Here is a 22,626-nt window from a genome sequence, read left to right as displayed (position 1 = left end):
TTTCCCCCAGATCATGCTAGTATGCTAGTGCATCGTCATTCCACCTGTAACATTAATCGCTTGTCCTGTCATGTATGCAGAGAGCGGACTTGCCAGAAACAGCACTACATTGGCAACATCCTCCACCTCGGCCGTTCTCCCCAAAGGGACCTGTGAACAATCTTCTTCGTATATTTCTTGAGCGGTCATTCCGCGAATGACGCCTCCTTCAATCCGTTCACGATGCTTCATCGGCGTTTCTACAATGCCAGGGCAGACCGCATTTACCAAAATATTTTGCCGGGCAAGCTCAATGGCCATCACCTTGGTCAAGCCGAGAACCGCATGTTTGGAAGCACAATATCCGCCCATCGCCCGATATCCATTTTTTCCAGCCTGCGAAGCCATTTGAATAATTCGTCCTGCTTTACGAGCAGCCACCATTTCTTTGGCAAAACGTTTGGACGTTACATATAATCCGGTTGAATTGATCGAAAATACTTTCTCCCAATCAGCCAACTCACTATCAATGACATAATCCATCGTAGAAGTACCCGCGCAGTTCACCAATATATCAGGAACTCCCGCTTCGCTGATTAGTAAATCGCACCATCTTTCGATATCATCCGGTTTGGATATGTCCAATTGAGTTTCAACCAACTGTGGATTGACCACTCTATACGGCTCTTCATAAGAGATATCAGCAGAAATCACTTTAGCTCCGCTTTGAATGAAAAGCTCTACAATTCCCTTGCCTATGCCTGACTTACCGCCTGTCACTACCGCTGTCTGATGAGATAGGTCAATCGAAATCATAGATTTTACAATACTCTTTCGAAAGGATCGCGGCTAATGCCTGCTTCCAATACAATCTTCACATATTCCTGCGCAGAGAAAAGGGAGTGGTCCTTGTAGTTCCCACATTCCAAAGCAGTAACAGCCGGGACCTCTGTCGTTTCCAGAATTCTTTTCAAGGTTTTTTCCAAAGCGAGTGCAATTTCCTCAGGCTCATGTTCATTCCATAAAATCAAGTAGAACCCCGTTCTGCATCCCATAGGAGAGATATCAATAATTCCTTTGATTTCATCTCTCAGATACGTGGCTAATAAGTGCTCCAGCGTATGTACAGCTGCTGTCGGAAGTGCATCTTCATTGGGTTGCAAAAATCTCAAGTCATACTTTTGTACTGTGCTTCCTTTTTCGTCATGCTCTACTCCCGCTGCTCTTACATAAGGAGCCTTTACAATCGTGTGATCTAATTGAAAACTTTCTACTTTTGCCATTTTTCTTTTCCTCTTTTCTGTAATTTATATTTTTAATCTAATGATGGATACTCTACATTTGTGATTTTTTTAAAAGAATTAAATGCTCCAAATCAGCATTTTTGTAATTATACATCGGATTACTCGGTTTTACCACTATAATTCTTGTCGTATTTCTTTTTTTCTTTGTCCGTCTCTCCTTTGCCTGTAGGTTTTGACATAGTGTACAATGTATACGATAATGCATTTTTACGAAAAAGATCGAGGACATCATAAGCCTCATTTAGGAGAATGCTCTGTGAATGAACCGGATTGGAAGCACCTGAATGCTGTCCCATTACCCTTGCAGGAATTTCAGCTACAGCTGGATCAAAACAGTGTTGACGCCAAGCAACTAGAGGAGTGGAGAAAGATTCCCGTCCTTTATCAGCTGGCTCTGGAAGAATTAAAGAATAAAATTAAGCTGATCCAGACGGAATGGAAGCTGTTAGACGGTTTTAGCCCGATTGAACATATTAAAACCCGAATCAAAGAGCCCCACAGCATCGTGGAAAAGGTTCGGCGCAAAGGGCATGAAGTGACCTTGGACAATATATTGCGTGAAATTCATGATATCGCGGGGATGCGTGTGGTATGCGCCTTTGTGAAAGATATTTATCGTCTGATGGATCATCTACACACTCGGGAAGACATTCGTATTCTGGAGGTCAAGGACTATATAGCCCATCCTAAGCCCAACGGCTATCAGAGCCTGCATGTCATTGTGGAAATTCCACTGATCCTGTTTGAGGGCACACGCTGGATCAAGGTTGAAATTCAATTGCGTACATTGGCTATGGATTTCTGGGCCAGTATGGAGCATATTTTGTACTATAAGTTCGATAAGAAAGTGCCTGAACATGTCGTTAATGGATTGACCGAAGCTGCACGTGCAACCTACGAGCTGGATCAGAAAATGCTGAAGTTGCGCGGCGAAATTTTATCGCTTAGCGAGGAACAGGATGCGGAAGAAACCCCGGCGAAACCATCCGAAGAGTCGTCCATGAAGACACTCTCCCTCCCCGCAGATCACGCCACTTCACGGCCACAAACCTGCTAAGTTTTTGTGTGCAAGATAACTTAAGAATTCCGTCGAGGCTGCAAAAACGTTGGTTCAGTCTTACGCTGAATTCTGTAATGTACAAAAAAAGAGCCATCAAAACCACGTTCATCATGGTTTTGATGGCTCTTTTACACATTTTTTCGATCAAATATTACTGTTTCTCACGGATTTCTGTGCTGATTTTCTCAACGATGTCCGCAATGCTGAGTGATCCCAGATCGCCTTCGCCGCGTTTACGAACCGCTACAGTACCGGTTGTTTTTTCATTTTCCCCGATAACGAACATATATGGAACCTTCTCTAGTTGCGCCTCGCGGATTTTATAACCAAGCTTCTCATTGCGAGTATCCACTTCGACGCGCAGACCCGCTTTCAGCAATGCATCCTGTATCTCATTAGCAGTCTCGATATAGTTCTCGGATACTGGCAACAGCTTCGCATGAACAGGAGCCAACCACAATGGGAATGCACCTGTAAAATGCTCAGTCAGGATGCCCATGAAGCGGTCAATCGAACCATAGATGGCACGGTGAATAACGACTGGACGGTGCTTCTGGTTGTCCTCGCCCACATAAGTGAGGTCGAATTTCTCAGGCATTTGGAAGTCCAATTGGATCGTTCCGCACTGCCAGCTGCGTTTGAGCGCATCGAGAATGTGGAAGTCAATTTTTGGACCGTAAAATGCTCCATCTCCCGCATTAATACGGTAGTTGATGCCCAGGTGATCCAGCACGTTTTGCAGAGCTTGTTCCGCTTGATCCCACAGTGCTGGCTCGCCCATAAAGTCATCTGGACGTGTGGACAATTCCACTGTGAAGTCAAAGCCAAACACACTATACATTTCGTTAATCAGCTTAATTACGTCTGAAATCTCTTGTTCAATCTGACCTGGTGTGACGAAAATATGCGCATCATCCTGACAGAATGTACGAACACGCATCATACCGTTCAACGCACCGGACAGCTCATGGCGATGCACTTGTCCAAATTCGGCTATACGAATTGGCAGATCGCGGTAGGAGTGAAGCTCATTTTTAAATACAAGCATATGACCTGGGCAGTTCATCGGTTTCAGCGCAAATGTAGTTTCATCCACTTCGGAGAAGTACATGTTTTCCTTGTAATGCTCATAGTGTCCCGATTGTTCCCACAGCCGGTTGTTCATCATCAGCGGTGTACGTACTTCCTCATAGCCATGCAGACGTTGAATGTCACGGGAGTAATCTTCCAATGCAGTGCGGACAACCATACCTTTAGGCAGGTAGAACGGCATACCCGGTGCTTCCTCGGAGAACATGAACAGTTCCAACTCTTTACCCAACTTGCGATGGTCGCGTTTTTTTGCTTCCTCCAGCAAATGCAGGTGCTCATCCAGTTGTGCTTTTTTCGGGAATGCTGTTCCGTAGATACGTTGCAGCATCTTGTTGTTGGAATCGCCTCTCCAGTATGCACCCGCTACACTCAACAGTTTAAAAGCTTTGATGCGGCCAGTAGATGGCAAATGCGGGCCACGACACAGGTCAAAAAATTCGCCTTGGTCATAAATTGTAATTTCCGCTTCTTCCGGCAAATCACGAATTAGTTCCAGCTTCAGTGGATCTTCCAACTCTCCAAAAATACGAGTGGCTTCCTCACGGCTGACCACACGACGTGTAATCGGCAGATTTTCCTGTGCGATCTTCGTCATTTCCTTCTCAATCTTGGCCAAGTCGTCAACGGACAATGGGTTTTCGATATCAATGTCATAGTAGAAGCCGCTGTCGATGACCGGACCGATACCCAGCTTCACATTTTTCTCACCGTAAATGCGTTTGAGCGCCTGTGCCAGCAAATGCGCTGTACTGTGGCGATAAATTTCCAGACCGTCTGCACCGTCCAGCGTAATGATTTCAAGGTCAACGTTCTGGTCCAAAACGGTGTTCAGGTCTACAGCCTTCCCATTCACTTTACCTGCTACGGCGTTCTTTTTCAGCCCGGAGCTGATCGAACCCGCCACATCGGCGATCGTTACGCCCTGCTCGTACTCGCGTACGGCTCCATCCGGCAATTTTACTTGAATACTCACGATTAAAGCCTCCATTTCAAATTGTGTGCTATATCAAAATTGAACGCAAAAAAACGCCTCTCTCCCTTAAGGGACGAGTGCGTTCAGCTCGTGGTTCCACCCTAGTTCGGCCCGCTCCTGTGCGTACATTCATGTTCATCGGAACATGCTCATGCACGACATGCGTGACCCTCCATTGGTATCCGTTAACGGGGATAAAGCGGTAGGCGCTTACTGATGTCACTGCCAGATTGCACAGCTACATGTTCAACGTCACGGCTACAAAGGGGTAACTTCACATGCGGTTGCCGGAAAAGCTCTCAGCCTCGTCTTTTCTCTCTGAACGGCCCTTCAAGGAAATCATGTCTTTGGTCAATGCCTTGAATATCACTATATGCTACAGCATTATAGATCAAATTCGCAGGTATTTCAAGTGGGCGTTTATGTATCCATATTTACACAGCTCTGAAAACACTATAATATACACTCATCTAGACGATACCGTACAGAAAGGAAGAAGGAGAGATGCCTAGAATTATTGTCACAGAAGAACAATGGATTCAGAAAGGAATCGAACGTTTTGAACAGGGTGGAATTGATCAACTCGTAGTTGAAAAAATGGCCGTTTCTTTGGAGTGCAGTAAGAGCAGTTTTTATTGGTATTTTAACAATCGCAGCAGCTACATTAGACAGATTGTGGAGACATGGAAGGAACAGACGACACAACAGGTGATTGCAGCGTCCATCATCCATGCTGCTGCAGATGAGCGGATCAGAGAGTTGTTAACCCAGATGTTCGGGAAGACGAAACGAGGAGATTTTCTGTTTTATCTGCGAAAACTATCATTGAAGGATGATAGTTACCGTTCCTTGCTCGATGAAGTTGAACAGATGAGAATGGAGTTTATGAAAGAGCTTTTAATACAGAAGGGAATGCAGGCAGAGAAAGCCTTTCAGAGATCATGGATGCTGTACCATTACTACTTAGGCTGGTATGAGCGTCACAAGCAAGAGACATTAAGTGACGAAGCCATTCAGCAGCATATTCACATGATTTGGACAGAGTGGATTTCGAATGAATCCAATTAAGGAGGATGTGGGATGTTGGAATTACTTACATGGGCAGTTGGCGGAATTCTATGGGTACTGAGCGGCATGCATTTATATTGGGTATTCGGCGGACAAAAAGGCGCTAAGGCAGCGATTCCAAGCACGGGAACGGATTTACTCTTTAAACCCTCCAAGATAGGGACATCAATTGTTGCCATCTTACTAGCTTTAGCCGCTTGGTTCGTCCTAGAACTAGGTGGAGTAACACAATTCCAGTTTTTCAGGTCCTTTCATTCCTACGGTGCAGGCTTGTTGTCATGCGTATTTATTTTACGTTCTATAGGAGATTTCAAATGGGTAGGGTTCTGCAAGAGAAAGAAAGGAACCGTTTTTGCAAAATGGGACAGTGTGCTCTATTCGCCCCTTTGCTTTCTCTTGGGAACAGCCATTTTAATCATTATGTTTTTGCGTACGGCATAACTTAAAGCTGACCTCTATCAGGTGGTTTGTTTCTTTCGCACGTCTCCACTCGTTTCTTTCTCAGTGAAAAAGTACAGCAAAGCCAGCACTGGCAGGACGACTCCAATCAGAGCACTGAAATTCCAACCTCCTAACGCATACGACCAACCACCTAATGATGATCCAATCGCTCCGCCTATGAAAAAAATAGACATGAATAATCCATTCAAACGCCCTCTCGCTTCACTTCCCAAGGAGTAAATCACACGCTGTCCAAGTACAAGATTTCCCGATACAGCCATATCCAGTGTAATCGCGGAAATAAAGAGAAGTACGAGTGCAACCGTCGAATGACTTTGAAAAAGATAGATGAGCAAAAAAGACATGGCTGCAATGATCATAGCTAACCCGGTTAATACTTTACTCCAGCCTTTATCCGCCAATCTCCCGGCAATCGGAGCAGCTACTGCACCACCTACGCCTACTAAAGCAAACAATGCAATCCCTTGTTGGGACATTCCGAAATCATCCGCCAAACGTAGAGGAACAACAGTCCAAAATAGGCTGAATGCACCAAATAGGCAGGCTTGATAGAGGGCACGGCGACGCAATGCAGGCGTTTGTTTTAGAAGAGTACCTAACGAGAAAATCAATTTACTGTAAGATACCTTAGGCACAGGCTTGCGTTCTGGAAGAGCTCGCGAGAGCAGAATCGTCAACAGCGTCAAGACAATGGCTGACAAAATAAATACGGCTTGCCACCCCCAGATGCTGGTGATAAAGCTTGCTACTGGCCGTGCGAACATAATGCCTAGCAAGAGTCCGCTCATGACATTCCCAACAACGCGGCCGCGTTGCTCTTCGGATGCTAAATAGGTGGCGTACGGCACCAGTATTTGGGCTACCACAGATCCAATTCCAATGAACAAGGAAGCGGTCAGGAACAACGGGGCATTGGTAGCAAAAGCGGCAACAACCAATGCACAGACTGTAATGATTAGCGATACGACCATGAGCCGTCGATTTTCGATAATGTCGCTGAGCGGTACGATAAATAGCAATCCCACCACATAGCCGATTTGAGTCAAGGTGACAATGAAGCCCGCGGCTGTAGAAGAAAGACCCATAGCAATATGAATAGGTCCTACAAGGGTTTGAGCATAGTACAGGTTGGCAACAATAAGGCCGCATGCGGCTGCTAACAAAAACATCATCCAATTTGAGATACGGTTACTTTCTAAGGCTTGTTGTTCTCTTTGCATGATAATCCTCCTCATTAATTTAAATACTAAACGTATAGTTCATTAATTCGATAGTTAAATAATATACTGAACGTTTCGTTTTGTAAATAGGCAAAATCAACTTTTTATTTTTACATGGTATTTGATATACTGAACGTATAGTTTATTTTTTGTGGTTACTTATATCTATTAAGAAGGTGAGCATTCCAGTGCAGAGCAAAAGAGGACGTCCACGTAATGTCGAGACGCAAAAATCTATCCTTAACGCTTCCTATGATTTACTGTTGGAGCAAGGCTTTGGGGCAGTTACGGTAGAAAAAATTGCTGAACGAGCGAAAGTTAGCAAAGCCACCATTTATAAATGGTGGCCTAACAAAGCTGCCGTAGTGATGGATGGTTTCCTGTCAGCCACCATAGCAAGATTGCCCGTGCCCGACACGGGCTCTGTATTAGATGATATTCTCATTCATGCCACAAATTTAGTGCGGTTCTTAATAAGTCGAGAGGGTAAAATCATTACGGAGTTAATAGGCGAAGGGCAACTTGATTCAGGATTGTCAGAGGCATACCGGACCCGATATTTCCACCCTCGGCGACTTGAGGCCAGGCTTCTTATTGAGCGCGGAATGGAGCGCGGAGAATTGAAGGAAGATCTCGATATTGAATTATGTATCGATCTCATTTATGGGCCCGTTTTTTATCGATTGTTGGTAACCGGTTATCCATTAGACGACTTCTATGTACGACAATTAGTCATGAATGCGTTCAAAGGAATTGGCTTGGACTGAATGACGTGGCATCAAGCAGCCCTCACAGAGTATCCTCTGTGAGGGCTGCTTTTTCTTTTACCTGCCACGATCCTCTGGCCAGTTCCTGATTTGTTTATTCGTCAGGGTCTATACTAATTTTTTGCAGCAGGTCGATCAGAAGGTCCTCTTCCTCTTCGGATAGATTGTGAACAAGGCTGACATTGGACTCGTCCAATATTCCTTGTAGGACAGGGGAAAATTCTAGCGCCTTGGCTGTAGGAGACAAAAGATGGGAACGGCGGTCATTTGGGTCTGTTTTCCGTTCAATATAGCCTGATTCCTCCAATTGTTTCACAGAGCGCGCCGTGGTTGCCTTGTCAAATTTAAGTTCATTCGTCAACTGCTCTTGTGTAATGCCCGGCCGCTGCAAAATAAGCTTTAAAAAGCTGTGTTGTCCTCCACTGCCGATTCCGTAAGGAGTCAGTTTTTTGGACAATATTTTTTGATTACGACGGTACAGGTGGGAAATTAGCTTTCCAATCGGTTGTTTTTTTCTCATCAAATACACCTCATTGGCTTAAAAATGACACATCCCCAGTTGGGACCAAAGCAAAGTTTACAATAATATTGTTGCATACGCAACTAATTTGCTGTACACTAGAACCGTTCATTTAGTTGCGTGTGCAACTAAATGAAAATTGTCAACGATAACGAGGTGTAATGATGAGTTCAACTGCTACAACGGCTACAACCTATCAAGAGAATATCGAAGTCCAGAAGAAACGTTGGCTGATTTTAATTGTTTTAAATCTGTTTACATTTATGTCCACATTGGATGGAAGCATCGTCAATATCGCTCTTCCTGTGTTGTCTCGCACATTACATTTACCCGTGGCACAGATAGAATGGGTGACAACCACCTATTTAATGGCGATATGTACCGCTATTTTATTTTTTGGCAAGCTTGGAGATATCGTCGGTAAAATCAAAATATTCAAAATCGGCACAATCGTATTCATTCTTGGCTCCCTATTGTGCGGTCTTAGCTCTTCGCTCTCTATGCTGCTGATTTCCCGCATTATTCAGGCGATTGGGGCGTCCATGACCATGGCAAACAGTCAGGGGATTGTGACAGATGTCTTCCCCTCCAATGAACGGGGCAAAGCACTTGGCCTCATTGGAACCTTCGTTTCTCTAGGTAGTATCGCCGGGCCAAGCTTAGGCGGTATTATTGTCTCCTCACTCGGCTGGCAGTACATTTTCTGGGTCAATGTACCGATAGGGTTGGTCGCTGTCTTTCTTGGCTGGAAGCTTCTGCCGAAGGATTTGATCAAGGTGAAAGATAAAATTGACGTTCCCGGTAGCTTGGTATTTGCTATTTTTATTCTCACTTTGTTCGTCGGATTGTTGCTGGGACAACAGGTCGGGTATGGCGACAAACGTATCGTTGCTTCGCTGGTGGTGGCTGTAGTTGCTTTTGCCATGTTTATTAGGTTGGAACTTCGTCGTCCACAGCCACTGCTACAGCTCGCGCTATTCAAAAATCCGTTATTTTCGCTCAGTATTTTGTGTGCTTTTCTGGTGTTCGTCGCTAACTTTTGCTTTAACATCATTTCACCTTTTTATGCGCAGAATATGCTGAACTTGTCGCCTTTTCATGCCGGGTTCCTGCTAATGTTGTTCCCCATCTCTATGGTTATTGTGGCCCCACTCAGCGGTGCGCTTTCCGATAAAATCGGGTCTGAACTGCTCACATTCGCTGGGCTGGTCGTTATGGTCATTGCCCAGATTGGATTGGCCCAACTGCATGCAGGCAGCTCCATCCCGCTCGTGGGTCTGTGGATTGCCATGCTGGGCATTGGCAGTGGTTTATTCCAATCGCCGAACAACTCGCTGATTATGTCCACGGTACCCCGCACACAGCTCGGCTCAGCCGGTAGCGTCAATTCGCTGGTTCGCAACGTCGGTATGGTTGTGGGGATCACTTTGGCCACATCAATCCTCTTTTATATTATGAGTAAAGAGGCTGGTTATCGGGTCACCGGCTTGATTCAGGGTCATCCAGAAATTTTTCTGACAGGCATGCATGTAGTCTTTATGACGTCCGCGTCCATCTGTCTTGTGGCGGCATTATTAACAGGCTGGCGGCTGATTGGGGCTAGACGGGTAAGAACGCAGCAAGAAAAGGGATAAAGAGCAACATTTACAAATTTAAAAATGGGATACAAGGGTGGAGCTTACATGAAACATTACTATGCATGCGGAACAAAATTGATGGTAAAGGAGTGTGAAGGCGAAGGCCCTATAAGCGTTGAGATGCGAAAATGATGAAAAAGATGTCTTTACAGATAATTGAATTGCTAAACCGCAAGATGGCTGCTCTTTCCAAGGAACCCTCTTGCGGGTCCCTACACTTCTACTAAACGTCCATTCTCTTTCCATGATTGCAGTATTTTCTCAAGTACCCACTGGTTTTTGTAGCCGTCCTCGAATAAGGGGGCACGATCCACAAACTTTCCCCTTGCCAGCTCAACAAAATCTTCATAGGCCGTATGATTATAGATTGCAGGGACAGTCCAAGTCTCGTATTCGGCATCCGGGTGTTCTAGGTCACGCAGCACAATGCGGATACTTTCCCGGTTATTGAGGCTGGCGTGCAGTGTACCCAGTTCTCCATAGATATCGACTTCGATATCGTGCCGTATGCCGATGGCATTTTTATGAGTGATAAAGGTTCCCACGGTATTGTCGCCTACGATGCCATGAAAGGCAGCGAGATCTTCCACATCCACTTTTACAGGCAGGCGGGTAATCGGATCGAGCCGCTCGGGTGTAATCGTATGTAGCAGCGCTGCGACACTTTTAAATTCACCCACCAGAAAACGGGCCAGATCAATGATATGTGAGGCTGTATCCCCCACTACTCCAGAACCAGCCTTGGCCAAATTGTGACGCCATGTATACGGATGCTGACGATACGGCGCAAATGCATCCATTAGATAACGGAATTGAATGTTATAGATTTTGCCCAGCTTTTGCTCCTCCAGCAGTTGCTTGGTATATTGGAAGGCCGCGCCGTAGCGATGCTTATAGTGAACCAGCAAAGGCACCGGATTCGCTGTATATAGCTTTTTCAACCGATCCGCTTCCTCCCATGTGAGAGTCAATGGTTTTTCTGCCAGTACAGCTTTGTGTTTTTCCAGCGCAATACGAATAATGTCAAAATGCACATCATTGGGTGTCAGCGACAGAATCGCATCTACTTCTGGGTCACGGATTAATGCTTCATAATGGGCGTACCGCTTGGAAGCAGGCAGTTGCAATTGTTCTCCGATGGCTTGAAGGCGATGGGGATTCACATCACTAACGGCCACAATAGATACCCCCGAGATGGTGTGCAGTGATCTCATGTGATATTCAGCGATAAGACCCAGGCCAATGATACCCATCCGAATTTGTTTGGTTGGGAAGGTGGTGGTACTCATATGTTCAGAACTCCCTTCTCTTCAATTTGGTTTGAACTCTGTAGCAAATTCCTTTTGCTATGCAGTATCACCCGTTGCTTTGTAGAATAGTCCCCACAGGAAGTGATCGTTGCAACCCTTAATTCAACAGTCTGATGCCGGTAGAGAATACAATCTCATAAAAAAAGGATCTGCAGCTCCGTTGTCCGGTGTTGCAAATCCTTGGTATTCCTTCTCTATATCGACTACATCAAAAATGTACCTACCACAAAAGAAACCCCGACGATGATTGAACGCAGCAGCTGTGCCAGAGCCACATTGCCCTTGGCAATTTCCTCGCACACCTTGGTACGCGGCGTCACCAGATCAAAAATCACATAGACGAGACACAGCACTACAATGCCCACAGCCGACCAGGCCAGCATATCGAGCCATGAATGACTGCTGTACGACACCATCCCCACGATGATACACAGACCTAGCAGCTTTGCCCCCATATAGATGCCTGCCGCCTCATTGCCGCGTGCGATTTCTTGATTATCGTTATAACGTGTCAGTAAGCTGAACACAAAATAACCTACGATTAAGATGGCAAACAGGATAAGCAGGCCTATACCTACATTGCCCAGTGCGTTGCCCAAACTGATATGAGAGTCCAATTTTCTTCCTCCTTATGATACTTCAGGATTTTGCAAAATCCTCACTTGTGAAAATGAACAGATATGTTCGAATATTGTATATTTTTCAATTTAGCTTATACAACCGGCGGATTAGGAGGTACGGTGGCAACGGCGGCGGCGCAATAGTAGGCCATATCACCTGTTACCTTTTCACCGATTCGCGGCAGGACACCCGCAAAACGCCCCCCAATTACAAATATGCCTGTTAACACATAGCCGTGAAATAGCCCTTCCTCGGTCTGTACCTCTGCGCTCTGCATCGGCCACAGCCGCTGATAAATCTTAGGCTGTCCTTCATAATAAGCGGCAATATGTGCGGCTTCCTCCTGCTCAGGTGTTCGTGGAGCATCAGCTTGGTGAAGCAGATCAGGATGGTCGGTCTTCGCATTTTGAACCTTTCCCAAGACGCCTTCTAGTCTCTCCTCGTCTTCGGTATGTTCAATCAAGTGCGTCCCTTTACCCTCCCGACCCCATATACCTTTGGCTACATAGGGCTCTTTATTTTGCATAAACACCGAGGGTTCAAAATACGTAGGCAGCAGGTAGGTTCGTATCACCTCCAGCTCGCGATCGTCAAACAAACGAAAACCACAGAACTCTGGTGTCTGCTTATTGCGCTCATACAGTGACCATACGGTTGCGGTGAACCCTTTGCTCTGGGTAATGATATGCTGCGGTGGGTTGATTAATCCTATTTTCCCGTCTGCCACCATATCCATTAGCGCCTGCCCCACCTCAAGCCCCGTATTCTCCTCCCGGTCATCAATTAGATACTCCAGCGGATACAGGCGATAGAGAATGCGGATCTGCTCTCCCCGGTGATACAATCCTTCATTCGGGATAATCTCCAGTTCTTCCAAAGGAGCATAAACGACTTCGAATCCGGCTTGTTCACATAAACGCATAATATATTTGGTGTTCGTCTGATCCTCGATGTGCCAGTTATAGCAAGTGAAATACACCTTTGTCCCTAATCCCTTGCGGCTATAAAAATGAATCAGCTCCGTCAAGGCAGACTGAATCGCCTCGTCCATTCCAGTTGAGGGTCCATGTAGTGCATTGTCATCCTCCGACATTCCTCCCTTACTCAGCACCTCTAGCAGCTTTCCTTCGAGATAAGCCACCTCGGGAATTCCGGTTGGGGTATCGGTGTTATTCTCAATGCACTTGATACCCGCTTCCCCCACAATCCAGTCCTGGCGGGTTATCCCATCCGGCTCGGCCTCCATACGTGCAGCACGCAGCAAGCCCGGATGAATCCCCAACCGTTCCACCAGGTATTCATCCGGCATATAGCGCTGAACGAATTGCTGAACTTTGCGATAAATACGATGTACCGCCTCAGAAGCAACCTGAAGCTCTGCCAGCTCGCTTTCCCGATATACCGTTAAGGCCGGCACGCAATAGGATTTGCCATACATGCGGTGATACGGGATGATACGGCTGATTTCACCCTTAAAAAGCTCGTCATGTTCATAAGGCAATTGCCGAATCGTGCGCATGCTCATCTTAACCCCCAGAGAAAAAGCCGCTGCGTGAGCCGCTGCTGCCAAAACCGCTGTGTGAGCTGGAAGATGAGGATGAGCTTTTGCGGTATGAGCTGGAAGAAGAACGACTGCTATGGTATGAGGAGCCTCCACTATAATAAGTCGATCCGCCATAGTAATACCCACTGCTGCCTGAATCCCGACACGCCGTTTGTTCCGATACAGGAAGCTCATCGCAGTCATAATACTCGTCGTCACCGCAACCCGTCAGAGCTGCCGGGACAGCCAACATCAGGGCAAAGGCCGCCATCCGTGTACGAGAGCCGGGCTTGGATTTCATTTTGTCCCAAGAATGCTCCATCACAGATCGACCTCCTTCACAAACAGATGTACCTTTTTCAGCTGAGGGTCCAGTACCGAATATATAAATTCATATGTTTTGCCACCCAGTACTGTATAGTGATCTAATAGCCGTTGGGCCAACTCCAAAGTAAATACCGAACCTTCCCGCTGATCCATACTACGGAATGCAGGTTCATGCCATATCCAGTACATTGCACTGTATGTGGAAGTGTAACCTCCCTCACTGGCAAGCACGAGGTCTGTGATGGACGCCCCGTAAGGCTTTGCACGTTCCCCTGTAAATTCAGTCACATAGACGGAATGATCCGTATGTTCCTCACTTTCATTCGAGATATGCGACCATAGTTTGTCATGGAGACGCGTAGCGTCTACAAGCTTGCGTAGAAACAGCTCATCTCCCGATACGGATTCCCGTGTCAGGCTGCGCAGTTCCTTTTGAGTGTCTTCCGACCATTCGCGATACGTTAATGAATAATAAATGATGATTCCCTTCCCTTCCTGTACGCTTCTATCATGAGGTTTGCAACAAATCAAAGCGCTTCTGTCGTTGATCACTATACGAGATTCTACCTTGAAAAGGTTCAATTTGGAAGAAAAACACGACAAAAAGCCGTAATCCCTAGGATTACGGCTTGATTTTAGCTGCTACAGCTTGATATTGTTCTCGTCGAAATATTCCTCCAGCGTCATCCCCTGCTTGGCTACATCCTCCGCAATGTCTATTCCCACATAACGGATATGCCAAGGCTCGTACACGTAGCCGGTCACATCTTCCTTACCCTTCATATAACGAATAATAAATCCGTATTCCGGTGCATGTTGTTCCAACCATTCGCCTTCCTTGGAAGCTCCGAAGGATTGCTCCAGCGCATTACCTACGCTTGGGCTGGATACATCAATGGACAATCCCGTCTGATGCTCACTCGTACCCGGTGCAGCGCCGACTTTAGAGGCATAATCCCGCCCCTTTGTCTTTACATTGTAGTCGAAAATAGACGCCTGACGCTTATAGGAGCGGTATCCCGATACCGCACGCAGCTCAATGCCGTCCTTTTTCGCACCGTCGAACAGCTTCTCCAGTGCCTCTGCCGCTTCCTTACGCAAATGCCGCTTCTCATGCGGTCCCTCGAAGGAGAAAGGCACCTGCGGCTCCACCAGGTCGTCTGGGACATAGCCCACAGGCAAGCTGCGCTTTTTGTTCACAACGACTGTATCCGAAGTCGCATTGGTGACAATCGCGGTTCCATCCTCTTCCTTAACCGTGGCTTGCAGCGCACTCTGGCTCCGCAACGCCATCACAGGGTCGGCCTGTCCACTTTCTGTACCCGCAGAGGCTTGTCCAGCACTAGTGCTGCTATTGCCCGCATCCGGCTGGGTGGAAGGCTGCACATTCTCCTGTACCGCTGTAGATGACTTTAACGGCTCGCTTTCCTGTCCACCTGATCCTCCCTGCTGGCAGGCTGCCAGTAATAGCCCTGGCAGGATCAGCCCTGGAATGAGCGCTTTGGTCCATCGCTGAGATGTGCGCGTCTGTTGTATATGTCGTTTCATGCTGGTATCTCCTCCAATATTGCAATTGATACATGACTTGCAGTGACTTTTCCGTTCCCCCATTGTAACTGAACTTTGGACACTCTTCGAAGCCGTTATCCCGTTCGATGAAGGCGAATAGACTCGAAAAAGGAAGTATATACCCGAATTGTTACGGAGTATGACGTTTTTGCGGAATTGCAGCTCGGGCCCGCTCGGCTACCCGTTCACGTATGAGTTTCAATGCCTCTTCCACACGGGGTAAACCCGGCAGCAAAGCCGTAATATCCGCTTCCTTCTTAGGAACAAGCTTCTGCGGCAGATGAATCTCAATCGCATGAAAACCTGCACCGGGACGATGTAATGCTCCTTCTGCCGCTGACTCGGCAATCCATTCGCTAATCGCTGCCGATCCACTGCGTCCGCCCTCCGGCCGCGAGGTAGACTCAAGCGCGGGGGATGTCCCCTGCACATGAGATAACTCTCCGGCCCAAGCACTGAATACGTACTCCAGCAGTTCTTCCCGCGTCATTCCGATCAATTCCAGACAGGTCTGCGGCTCGCTTGCCATCCCGGTCTGAAGAGCCTTCTTCACATCGTCGACTACACCCACGCCATCCTCCATGCTGGAAGTGGCTGTCTCAGCTGCTAGCTGAACGATCTCATCCAGCGATAGACAGGTTTCCCCTTGCAAAAAGCGGTAGATGTCCAAAGGATCTGCTTTTAGCTGCTCCAGCCATGCCTTTCGCTGTTCGGGGTTTAGTACAGGCGCTGGACCCGTCCATTGGACAGCATGTGCGGAAGGTACACCCGTTGATTCGCCTTCCAAGCCATTTCCGTCTAATTCCGCTATCCATTGACCGTCAGTTACTTTCAGCTTCACTCGCGGCCTCGTCATCGCCTTCATCCTTTCTCTGCTCACTCAATCCATACATCATTTTGCAACGCTATCAGACCACGCAATTCATCATCAGACATTTCGGTAAGCCAATGTTCACCGGAGCCGACAACCTGCTCGGAAAGTGCCTTTTTGCTCTCGATCAGCTCGTCGATTCGCTCCTCCAGTGTACCTTGACAAATCAGCTTGTGCACTTGTACATTGCGGCTTTGGCCAATACGGAATACGCGGTCTGTCGCCTGATTTTCCACTGCAGGATTCCACCAGCGGTCATAGTGAATGACATGGCTGGCACGTGTCAGGTTCAGGCCCACACCACCTGCACGCAGGGAAAGTACGAATATATTCGGCCCTTCTCCCTGCTGGAAGTTGTGAACCATTTCATCCCGTCTGGTTTTCGCCAGTCCTCCATGTAGAAAATACGGCTCTTCCCCGAAGATTTTGGCCAAACGGGAGACCAGCAATTCTCCCATCGACACATATTGGGTGAATATCAGCGCCGATTCGCCGTTCTCGCGAATCGTCTCTACCAATTCCAGCAGTCGCTCCATTTTGCCCGAGTTTTGCGTTTTACCACTATCAGCCCGACCCGGAATGATCAGACCCGGATGGTCACAAATCTGCTTCAACTTGGTCAGTGAAGACAGAACAAGCCCTTTGCGAGCCATACCGATCTGCCCATCCAGTGTTCCCAATAATTGATCCACTACGCCCCGATACAATCCGGCCTGCTCTGGTGTCAGTACACAGTAGGATTTCAACTCCAGCTTCTCCGGCAAATCCTTGCGTATATCTGGGTCGCTTTTGAGTCGACGTAGCATGAACGGGGAGACGAGGCGATGAAGCTCACGCAACGCAGACCCCCGCTCCTCTCCCGCCAGACTGTACCGTTGGCGGAATGAAGACGCCGTACCGAGGTAACCTGGATTCAGAAATTGAAAAATAGACCACAGCTCGCTCAGCCGATTCTCTACCGGTGTACCCGTCATGGCAATCCGATGTGGAGCAGACAGCTTCATGACGCTTTGTGCTTGCTTTGTTCGTGCATTTTTTATATATTGCGCTTCATCCAACACGATGGAGGACCAGTATACCGCAGATAAATCGCTACCGTCCCGTCCCGCCAAATGATAGGTAGTGAGGACGATATCATACTCACGTACACTTTCCTGAAACAGCTCGCCGTGGAGTCGCTGATTGCCATGGTGAATATACAGTGACAAATCCGGTGAAAAGCGTTTCAACTCGCGCTGCCAGTTGCCGAGCAAGGACGTCGGACAGATGATCAACGCCGGACGTTGATCATCTGCGCCGATGCCACCGTCGAGTAGGCAGGTGATGACCTGAATCGTTTTACCAAGCCCCATGTCGTCCGCAAGGCAGACACCAAAACCTAATCCACGCATCGCGGCCAGCCATTGAAAGCCGCGCTCTTGATAGGGCCGTAATGCGCCGTGCAGAGTCTCTGGCACAGGTCGCGGCTCTACCGAACGAAGTACGCCGCCCTCAGCCAAAGACGCAAGCAATCCGGCGGATTCCGCGCCAAAGATGGACAAGCCTTTCCATGAGGCCTCGCCTGCACTTTCATTTTCTGCGGCCAGATGCATCCATTCGGACAAGCTCATCTCACCGTTCTCACCGCGCTTGATAAAGCGCAGCACCTGACGAATTTCCTTAGGATCGACCTCGATCCATTCCCCTCCGAGACGTACATACGGCAAATTAGCGGCGACAATGCTTTCCAGTTCCTCCATCGTCAAAGTTGTATCACCCAGCACAGCCTCGGCATCAAACGAAATCATGCGGTTAATGCCGACAGTCGATGTATCGGCAATCACACCATCCGGCTTGGCACCCTGCTCTGTCGAACGCATTTTGAGCCGCAAGCCTGCACGTCTTCGGCCCTCCCGGCTCCAGCGTGAAGGCATTTGCACGGTAATACCGTTCTTTTGTAATGCGGGAACGGCTTCCGTCAGGAAGCGGAAGAACATCTCCGGCTCCAGTGTCAGCCCTTCGGGATAAGGGCGGTTCAACGCTTCTTGCAATATAGGTGCCGCTTCAGCAGCCTGTCCGAGCCTCATTAGCAGTTGCGCCTGCACTTGACGATATACAATTCCGCCGCGAACCAGATCGCGTTCAGGATGCGCCCACAGTGCCAGAGCAGGCAGTCGCAACCCCGGCTCAGCATCGCTTTCTGCCCAAAAGGTAATGCGCCATTCCTTCACACTCTCTTCCAGCGAAGGCTCCAAACGAAGGCACAACCGCAGTTGCCCTTCTATCGGCTCCTTGTCTTCCCGCTCCGTGACAGGCATTGCGCTTCCCTTAAGAGAGGACGCTTGGAGAACCAGCTCCTCCATCTCCGCGGGCGTTCCCTGAATCGCCACCGGGCGGGAACCTGTCAGCAGACTGTTCCACCATAGCTCTGTCAGCGGCGATCCTCCGCGCCGATACTCTGCACGATATCGTCCCAGCTCACGGTCTGATGCTGCCAACACCGCGGTCGTTTCCGCATGGATGACCGCACACAAGAAGGAGTACAGCACGATTCCGGCTGCATCCTCGCGTGTTTCAGGCTCCTTACCCGCGAAAACGGCAGGAGCCGCCATACAAACAGCCGGCATTGCAGCAGCCAGCTCATGAAAGCGGCGTATGTCCTCCTCTTGATACAGACGAGGAATCCACACCCCGACAGCCGCTTCCGGACCGCGACGACGTGGTCCCGATGGACGCGCCTCTGTAAGCGATGGCGTAATTTCGCCCCGCTGCATCAGCTCTAGCGCAAAATAAGCGGCTTTTTGCCAATATTGCATTTCCTCGCCCAGCGTAATGCCCGATGCCGCACAGCCCTTCTCGTCCATGCGGGTCAGCAGTGCCATCGTCTCGCGCGGTTCCAGCGCCAAGCCCTCCAATGTACGCCCCAGCATGGAACGTCTTTTGCCACCTCTGCCCGCGGTTTCCACACGAGCAGTGTTCGGTATCCGTACCTCGGCAAGGCGCAACGCAGCCTGCCGAAACGGCCGAAGGTCTCCCTTTAGCGTCAGCCTGCGAATTACACTGCTCCACGCATCGATACGTGGTTCCGACGTCTCACCAGAAAAGCAAAAAAACACATCTCCGAGCCATATCCCATAAAGCGGTTGATTCATATCTGTCTCCCGTCCAGCCTTTTGAATTATTACTCTTCATCATATACGAAAACGGGCTCTTTTCAAAACTTTATCACAAAAATAAATGGAAAGTCATAAGTCAATAACCTTAAATATTCATGTGGTTAACTATAAATAAGAGAATCAATTTACAGGATTAATTGTCTTTTTCTTCATCATCCGCTTTTGCATCCTTCAGATAAGGGTTCAGGCTGTCTTGCAACAGTTGCTTGACCTGTACACGCAGTTCTTTGGGATATACGACCTCGGCCTCTGGCCCGTATTTTAGCAAAAGTCGGGATACATATCTAAACTCTTCGACCGGAATATATCCCTGCCATTCCTGAGCCTGCCCTTCCTGATGGGAGACATTTTGGAAGAGGGCATCTGATCCGGCCAGCCTGACACCCAAGGCGGTAAATTTTATTTTGGACGGAATTCCTATACGGGAATCCTCCGAAGCCAACCATTCCTGAAGTGTAGGAAGGGTGTCCAAGGTGTCGTCCAGCATCGTTATTGTGATCACCCGATCTGAACGATACAAAATGATGCGGTCTCTGCTATGCGCTGGCATGTACCAATATCCGTGATCAAAATACAGTCCAATCGGATATACCTGAGTCCACTTTGCCCCGGAAGCGGAGCGGTAATGCATGTTCACCCGGCGCTTATTCAGCGCAGCCTCCAAAATGATTGAGGTGTAGGGTGAATCTGCGTGAGTAGGTAGCATACGAAAAGAAATGTACTCCTTTAATTGATCGATACTGTCCTGCACATCCTGTGGAAGTTCGGCATAATAGTGCTCGGATAAATGCTCACGAACTGAGCCAAAAGGGATATCTGGAATGTTCTCCAACAGTTGCAGCATGAGAAAAAGACCCAAGGCCTCGTCACGAGCAAGATGAAGGGGAGGAAGAAGCCGATTGGGAAGTGCCCGATACCCGCCATGAGGACCCATTTCGGTATAAAGGGGTAATCCGGTCTGCTGCAAATAGTCGAGATCTCTTTGTATCGTCCTGACGGAGACACCAAAACGTTCAGCCAGCTCACGCGCCGTATATTTTTTTCGGGAATCCAGTATCCTCATAAGAGCAATTCTGCGTTCGTTCATAAGGTACCCCTCTAATCAAAAATTAATTTAAAATGACCGTTTAACTACGACATACGATGTCATAAATACATTGTAACATTAGGATATAGAAAGGAGTGAATGAACACTATGAAGGATTTGAAATCAAACGCAGTTGTGCTGTATATTGCCATGAGTCTCGACGGGTATATCGCTTTGCCGGACGGTTCGGTGGACTGGCTGTATGATGTTAAAGGAGATGGTGGGGACAATGGATATGCCGACTTTTACGATACCGTTGGTACGGTGCTGATGGGCAGACTGACGTATGAGGAAGTATTGAAGCTCTCAGATGATTTCCCTTATGCTGGAAAGCCATGCTATGTGCTCACACGAGCATTAACGGAGCAACAGCAGGCGCCACATATTACATTTACGGACGAAGCTCTGACTGAACTGGTTCCACGTCTACAAGGACAATCGGAAGGTGCGGTATGGCTAGTCGGTGGAGGCCAGTTAGTCCAGGCCTTCTTACAAGCTGGACTGCTGGAGAAAGCTATCATTGCGATCATTCCCAAAGTGCTTGGACAAGGAATACCGTTATTTCCAGAGGGAACACTACCAAGTACGTTTGAACTCCAAGAAATAGAACGCCGTGGGGATATTGTTCTTCTCCATTACCATATATAATTAATTTTGCAAAAAAGCCTTCGTATGTTCAGGATCATGCAATCTCCCTGACATACGAAGGCTTTATCGCGTGCTTTTGTTCTTATTTAGTCTTCAAATTTTCCCATGTTTTCTGGAAATCATCGAATAGCTTCCCAGCATCCGATTTACCTGCCACATAGGCTTGCATCTGACTTCCGAATTCTTGCTGTGCTCCTTCAGGATAGCGGCTAAAGAACCAGCCCAGCAGTTTGTTTTCCTTACTGTATTTCACCACTTCAGCACCCAATTGGCCCATATCAGCCTCTGCCCCTTCGATGCTCTTGAACGCTGGAATAAACTTGAATTCCTTGGTGATATACTTTTTACCCTGCTCGGATGTTACCATCCAGTTTAAGAACTCTTTCGCCTCGGGTTTGACAGACGAATTTTTATTAACCACCCAGTTGTTGGCGACACCTACAAACAGCTTATCTCCGGCTGTTGCGTCTTCACCAATCGGCATAGGCAAAATCCCCAGATTCAGCTTCGGATTAATTCCGTCAATTTGGACCTGAGTCCAGTTTCCTTGCTGCATCATGGCAGCCTTTCCAGTGGCGAAGTTCGTTACCTGTGTGTTGTAATCGGTCGTGAGCGGCTTCGAATTGCCATACTTCAGTGTCAAATCGAACAACTTAACCCACTCGGCGAATACAGCGTTGCCCGGAATCTTTGCAGTTCCATCATTCAGTCCCTTGACGAAGGCCGAAGGGTCCGGCTGATTGGCAAATGCTACGTTCAGTAAATGATTACCCAGCACCCAAAACTCCTGATATCCATTAGAAAATGGCGTAATCCCAGCGGCTTGGAGCTTTTGTGCAGCTCCCTCCAGTTCGGACAATGTTTTAGGGGTCTCCGTAATCCCCGCCTTCTTGAACAGATCCTTGTTATAAATAAAGCCGTACCCTTCCAGATTCATCGGCTGGCCATACAGCTTGCCGTCTTTGGTCATCGGCTCTTTGGCGACATCGACCACATCCCCAACCCAAGGCTGGTCAGACAGGTCCTCCAAATATTCCAGCCACGTATCCAGCTCGCGGTAACCGCCGACGTTAAAAATATCCGGCTGCTCCCCGGAAGCAAACTTCGCCTTTAACGCCGCTCCGTAATCACTGCCCCCGCCCACGGTCTGAATATCGAGCTTGATCCCTGGGTGAGACGCTTCGTATTCCGCCTTCATGCGGTTCAGCGCTTCTGCAATCTCTACCTTGAACTGAAAAATGTGAATGGTTTTTTCCTTCACTTCCTCTTTGCCTGCGTTTTGTCCGCCACTGCTGTTACAACCTGCCAAAACCAGGGCAAAGGCCGCGAGAAGCAAGATTAATGCTTGAGCTTTCTTTTTAAAAGTATGCGTTTTCATTTTGATGTTCCTTTCTATTTTAAATTCATATCAGA

General features: G+C 47.9%; 21 protein-coding genes. 6 read left to right on the top strand and 15 right to left on the bottom strand.

Annotated features, from left to right (window positions below; genetic code table 11):
• Positions 1–24: 24 nt before the first annotated feature.
• Positions 25–795: an SDR family NAD(P)-dependent oxidoreductase gene (locus tag MKY35_RS02735; protein ID WP_029515966.1), complete on the bottom strand. Its 771-nt coding sequence runs from the start codon at positions 793–795 to the stop codon at positions 25–27.
• A 5-nt stretch (positions 796–800) separates the two neighbouring features.
• Positions 801–1,262: an S-ribosylhomocysteine lyase gene (locus MKY35_RS02730; RefSeq protein WP_029515967.1), complete on the bottom strand. Its 462-nt coding sequence runs from the start codon at positions 1,260–1,262 to the stop codon at positions 801–803.
• 277 nt (positions 1,263–1,539) lie between these two features.
• On the opposite strand from MKY35_RS02730, the gene MKY35_RS02725 reads away from it, so the two are divergent.
• On the top strand, positions 1,540–2,340 hold the full coding sequence (locus tag MKY35_RS02725; RefSeq protein WP_039270377.1) for a GTP pyrophosphokinase family protein: 801 nt from the start codon (positions 1,540–1,542) through the stop codon (positions 2,338–2,340).
• 154 nt (positions 2,341–2,494) lie between these two features.
• Here MKY35_RS02725 and thrS read toward each other — a convergent pair whose 3' ends face one another.
• Positions 2,495–4,408 carry a threonine--tRNA ligase gene (thrS, locus tag MKY35_RS02720; protein WP_029515969.1) on the bottom strand — a complete coding sequence of 638 codons (1,914 nt, stop codon included), beginning with the start codon at positions 4,406–4,408 and terminating at the stop codon, positions 2,495–2,497.
• A gap of 504 nt (positions 4,409–4,912) precedes the next feature.
• On the opposite strand from thrS, the gene MKY35_RS02715 reads away from it, so the two are divergent.
• Both MKY35_RS02715 and MKY35_RS02710 read left to right on the top strand, forming a co-directional pair.
• Entirely contained in the window at positions 4,913–5,476 is a 564-nt protein-coding gene (locus MKY35_RS02715) for a TetR/AcrR family transcriptional regulator (protein ID WP_342445513.1), read from the top strand.
• 12 nt (positions 5,477–5,488) lie between these two features.
• Positions 5,489–5,917, top strand: a complete 429-nt coding sequence (locus MKY35_RS02710; protein ID WP_342445512.1) for a DUF3995 domain-containing protein — start codon at positions 5,489–5,491, stop codon at positions 5,915–5,917.
• Positions 5,918–5,934: 17 nt separating this feature from the next.
• On the opposite strand, the gene MKY35_RS02705 is transcribed toward MKY35_RS02710, so the two are convergent.
• Positions 5,935–7,158 carry an MFS transporter gene (locus tag MKY35_RS02705; RefSeq protein WP_342445511.1) on the bottom strand — a complete coding sequence of 408 codons (1,224 nt, stop codon included), beginning with the start codon at positions 7,156–7,158 and terminating at the stop codon, positions 5,935–5,937.
• Between the two features lie 188 nt (positions 7,159–7,346).
• On the opposite strand from MKY35_RS02705, the gene MKY35_RS02700 reads away from it, so the two are divergent.
• Positions 7,347–7,925 carry a TetR/AcrR family transcriptional regulator gene (locus tag MKY35_RS02700; protein WP_342445510.1) on the top strand — a complete coding sequence of 193 codons (579 nt, stop codon included), beginning with the start codon at positions 7,347–7,349 and terminating at the stop codon, positions 7,923–7,925.
• A 94-nt stretch (positions 7,926–8,019) separates the two neighbouring features.
• On the opposite strand, the gene MKY35_RS02695 is transcribed toward MKY35_RS02700, so the two are convergent.
• Complete coding sequence (locus MKY35_RS02695) at positions 8,020–8,445, bottom strand: MarR family transcriptional regulator (RefSeq protein WP_029515975.1); 426 nt, start codon at positions 8,443–8,445, stop codon at positions 8,020–8,022.
• Between the two features lie 164 nt (positions 8,446–8,609).
• On the opposite strand from MKY35_RS02695, the gene MKY35_RS02690 reads away from it, so the two are divergent.
• Positions 8,610–10,079, top strand: a complete 1,470-nt coding sequence (locus MKY35_RS02690; protein ID WP_342446587.1) for an MFS transporter — start codon at positions 8,610–8,612, stop codon at positions 10,077–10,079.
• Positions 10,080–10,294: 215 nt separating this feature from the next.
• Here MKY35_RS02690 and MKY35_RS02685 read toward each other — a convergent pair whose 3' ends face one another.
• From MKY35_RS02685 to MKY35_RS02645, 9 genes are all read right to left on the bottom strand, one after another.
• Complete coding sequence (locus MKY35_RS02685; RefSeq protein ID WP_342445509.1) at positions 10,295–11,371, bottom strand: Gfo/Idh/MocA family oxidoreductase; 1,077 nt, start codon at positions 11,369–11,371, stop codon at positions 10,295–10,297.
• A gap of 224 nt (positions 11,372–11,595) precedes the next feature.
• Positions 11,596–12,009 carry a DUF350 domain-containing protein gene (locus MKY35_RS02680; protein ID WP_039270367.1) on the bottom strand — a complete coding sequence of 138 codons (414 nt, stop codon included), beginning with the start codon at positions 12,007–12,009 and terminating at the stop codon, positions 11,596–11,598.
• A gap of 95 nt (positions 12,010–12,104) precedes the next feature.
• A complete protein-coding gene (locus tag MKY35_RS02675; protein WP_342446586.1) occupies positions 12,105–13,538 on the bottom strand; it encodes a glutathionylspermidine synthase family protein in 1,434 nt (477 codons plus the stop codon).
• 1 nt (position 13,539) lies between these two features.
• On the bottom strand, positions 13,540–13,878 hold the full coding sequence (locus MKY35_RS02670; RefSeq protein ID WP_342446585.1) for a hypothetical protein: 339 nt from the start codon (positions 13,876–13,878) through the stop codon (positions 13,540–13,542).
• Complete coding sequence (locus MKY35_RS02665) at positions 13,878–14,435, bottom strand: hypothetical protein (RefSeq protein ID WP_238794842.1); 558 nt, start codon at positions 14,433–14,435, stop codon at positions 13,878–13,880. The genes MKY35_RS02670 and MKY35_RS02665 overlap by 1 nt, the downstream gene beginning before the upstream one ends.
• A gap of 90 nt (positions 14,436–14,525) precedes the next feature.
• On the bottom strand, positions 14,526–15,431 hold the full coding sequence (locus tag MKY35_RS02660) for a M15 family metallopeptidase (RefSeq protein ID WP_342445508.1): 906 nt from the start codon (positions 15,429–15,431) through the stop codon (positions 14,526–14,528).
• 151 nt (positions 15,432–15,582) lie between these two features.
• The gene (locus MKY35_RS02655; RefSeq protein WP_342445507.1) at positions 15,583–16,308 is read right to left on the bottom strand and encodes a phosphoribosylglycinamide synthetase; all 726 of its coding nucleotides are present in this window, start codon (positions 16,306–16,308) and stop codon (positions 15,583–15,585) included.
• 20 nt (positions 16,309–16,328) lie between these two features.
• A complete protein-coding gene (locus MKY35_RS02650; protein WP_039270360.1) occupies positions 16,329–19,454 on the bottom strand; it encodes a DEAD/DEAH box helicase in 3,126 nt (1,041 codons plus the stop codon).
• Positions 19,455–19,611: 157 nt separating this feature from the next.
• The gene (locus tag MKY35_RS02645) at positions 19,612–20,565 is read right to left on the bottom strand and encodes a YafY family protein (RefSeq protein ID WP_342445506.1); all 954 of its coding nucleotides are present in this window, start codon (positions 20,563–20,565) and stop codon (positions 19,612–19,614) included.
• Positions 20,566–20,673: 108 nt separating this feature from the next.
• On the opposite strand from MKY35_RS02645, the gene MKY35_RS02640 reads away from it, so the two are divergent.
• Complete coding sequence (locus MKY35_RS02640) at positions 20,674–21,213, top strand: dihydrofolate reductase family protein (RefSeq protein WP_029515987.1); 540 nt, start codon at positions 20,674–20,676, stop codon at positions 21,211–21,213.
• A gap of 82 nt (positions 21,214–21,295) precedes the next feature.
• Here the strand turns inward: MKY35_RS02640 and MKY35_RS02635 are convergent, their stop codons facing one another.
• Positions 21,296–22,591, bottom strand: a complete 1,296-nt coding sequence (locus tag MKY35_RS02635) for an ABC transporter substrate-binding protein (RefSeq protein WP_342445505.1) — start codon at positions 22,589–22,591, stop codon at positions 21,296–21,298.
• Between the last annotated feature and the right edge of the window lie 35 nt (positions 22,592–22,626).

Origin of the sequence: Paenibacillus sp. FSL L8-0638 (genome assembly GCF_038593075.1) — a bacterium.
Classification (GTDB): domain Bacteria; phylum Bacillota; class Bacilli; order Paenibacillales; family Paenibacillaceae; genus Paenibacillus; species Paenibacillus polymyxa_D.
This window is presented reverse-complemented; position numbering and strand designations above follow the sequence as displayed.

Excerpts from the sequence above, each read along its gene's own strand:
- MKY35_RS02735 (WP_029515966.1), bottom strand. The coding sequence starts at position 795 with ATGATTTCGATTGACCTATCTCATCAGACAGCGGTAGTGACAGGCGGT.
- MKY35_RS02730 (WP_029515967.1), bottom strand. The coding sequence starts at position 1,262 with ATGGCAAAAGTAGAAAGTTTTCAATTAGATCACACGATTGTAAAGGCT.
- MKY35_RS02715 (WP_342445513.1), top strand. The coding sequence starts at position 4,913 with ATGCCTAGAATTATTGTCACAGAAGAACAATGGATTCAGAAAGGAATC.
- MKY35_RS02710 (WP_342445512.1), top strand. The coding sequence starts at position 5,489 with ATGTTGGAATTACTTACATGGGCAGTTGGCGGAATTCTATGGGTACTG.
- MKY35_RS02705 (WP_342445511.1), bottom strand. The coding sequence starts at position 7,158 with ATGCAAAGAGAACAACAAGCCTTAGAAAGTAACCGTATCTCAAATTGG.
- MKY35_RS02695 (WP_029515975.1), bottom strand. The coding sequence starts at position 8,445 with ATGAGAAAAAAACAACCGATTGGAAAGCTAATTTCCCACCTGTACCGT.
- MKY35_RS02690 (WP_342446587.1), top strand. The coding sequence starts at position 8,610 with ATGAGTTCAACTGCTACAACGGCTACAACCTATCAAGAGAATATCGAA.
- MKY35_RS02685 (WP_342445509.1), bottom strand. The coding sequence starts at position 11,371 with ATGAGTACCACCACCTTCCCAACCAAACAAATTCGGATGGGTATCATT.
- MKY35_RS02675 (WP_342446586.1), bottom strand. The coding sequence starts at position 13,538 with ATGAGCATGCGCACGATTCGGCAATTGCCTTATGAACATGACGAGCTT.
- MKY35_RS02670 (WP_342446585.1), bottom strand. The coding sequence starts at position 13,878 with ATGGAGCATTCTTGGGACAAAATGAAATCCAAGCCCGGCTCTCGTACA.
- MKY35_RS02660 (WP_342445508.1), bottom strand. The coding sequence starts at position 15,431 with ATGAAACGACATATACAACAGACGCGCACATCTCAGCGATGGACCAAA.
- MKY35_RS02655 (WP_342445507.1), bottom strand. The coding sequence starts at position 16,308 with ATGACGAGGCCGCGAGTGAAGCTGAAAGTAACTGACGGTCAATGGATA.
- MKY35_RS02650 (WP_039270360.1), bottom strand. The coding sequence starts at position 19,454 with ATGAATCAACCGCTTTATGGGATATGGCTCGGAGATGTGTTTTTTTGC.
- MKY35_RS02645 (WP_342445506.1), bottom strand. The coding sequence starts at position 20,565 with ATGAACGAACGCAGAATTGCTCTTATGAGGATACTGGATTCCCGAAAA.
- MKY35_RS02640 (WP_029515987.1), top strand. The coding sequence starts at position 20,674 with ATGAAGGATTTGAAATCAAACGCAGTTGTGCTGTATATTGCCATGAGT.
- MKY35_RS02635 (WP_342445505.1), bottom strand. The coding sequence starts at position 22,591 with ATGAAAACGCATACTTTTAAAAAGAAAGCTCAAGCATTAATCTTGCTT.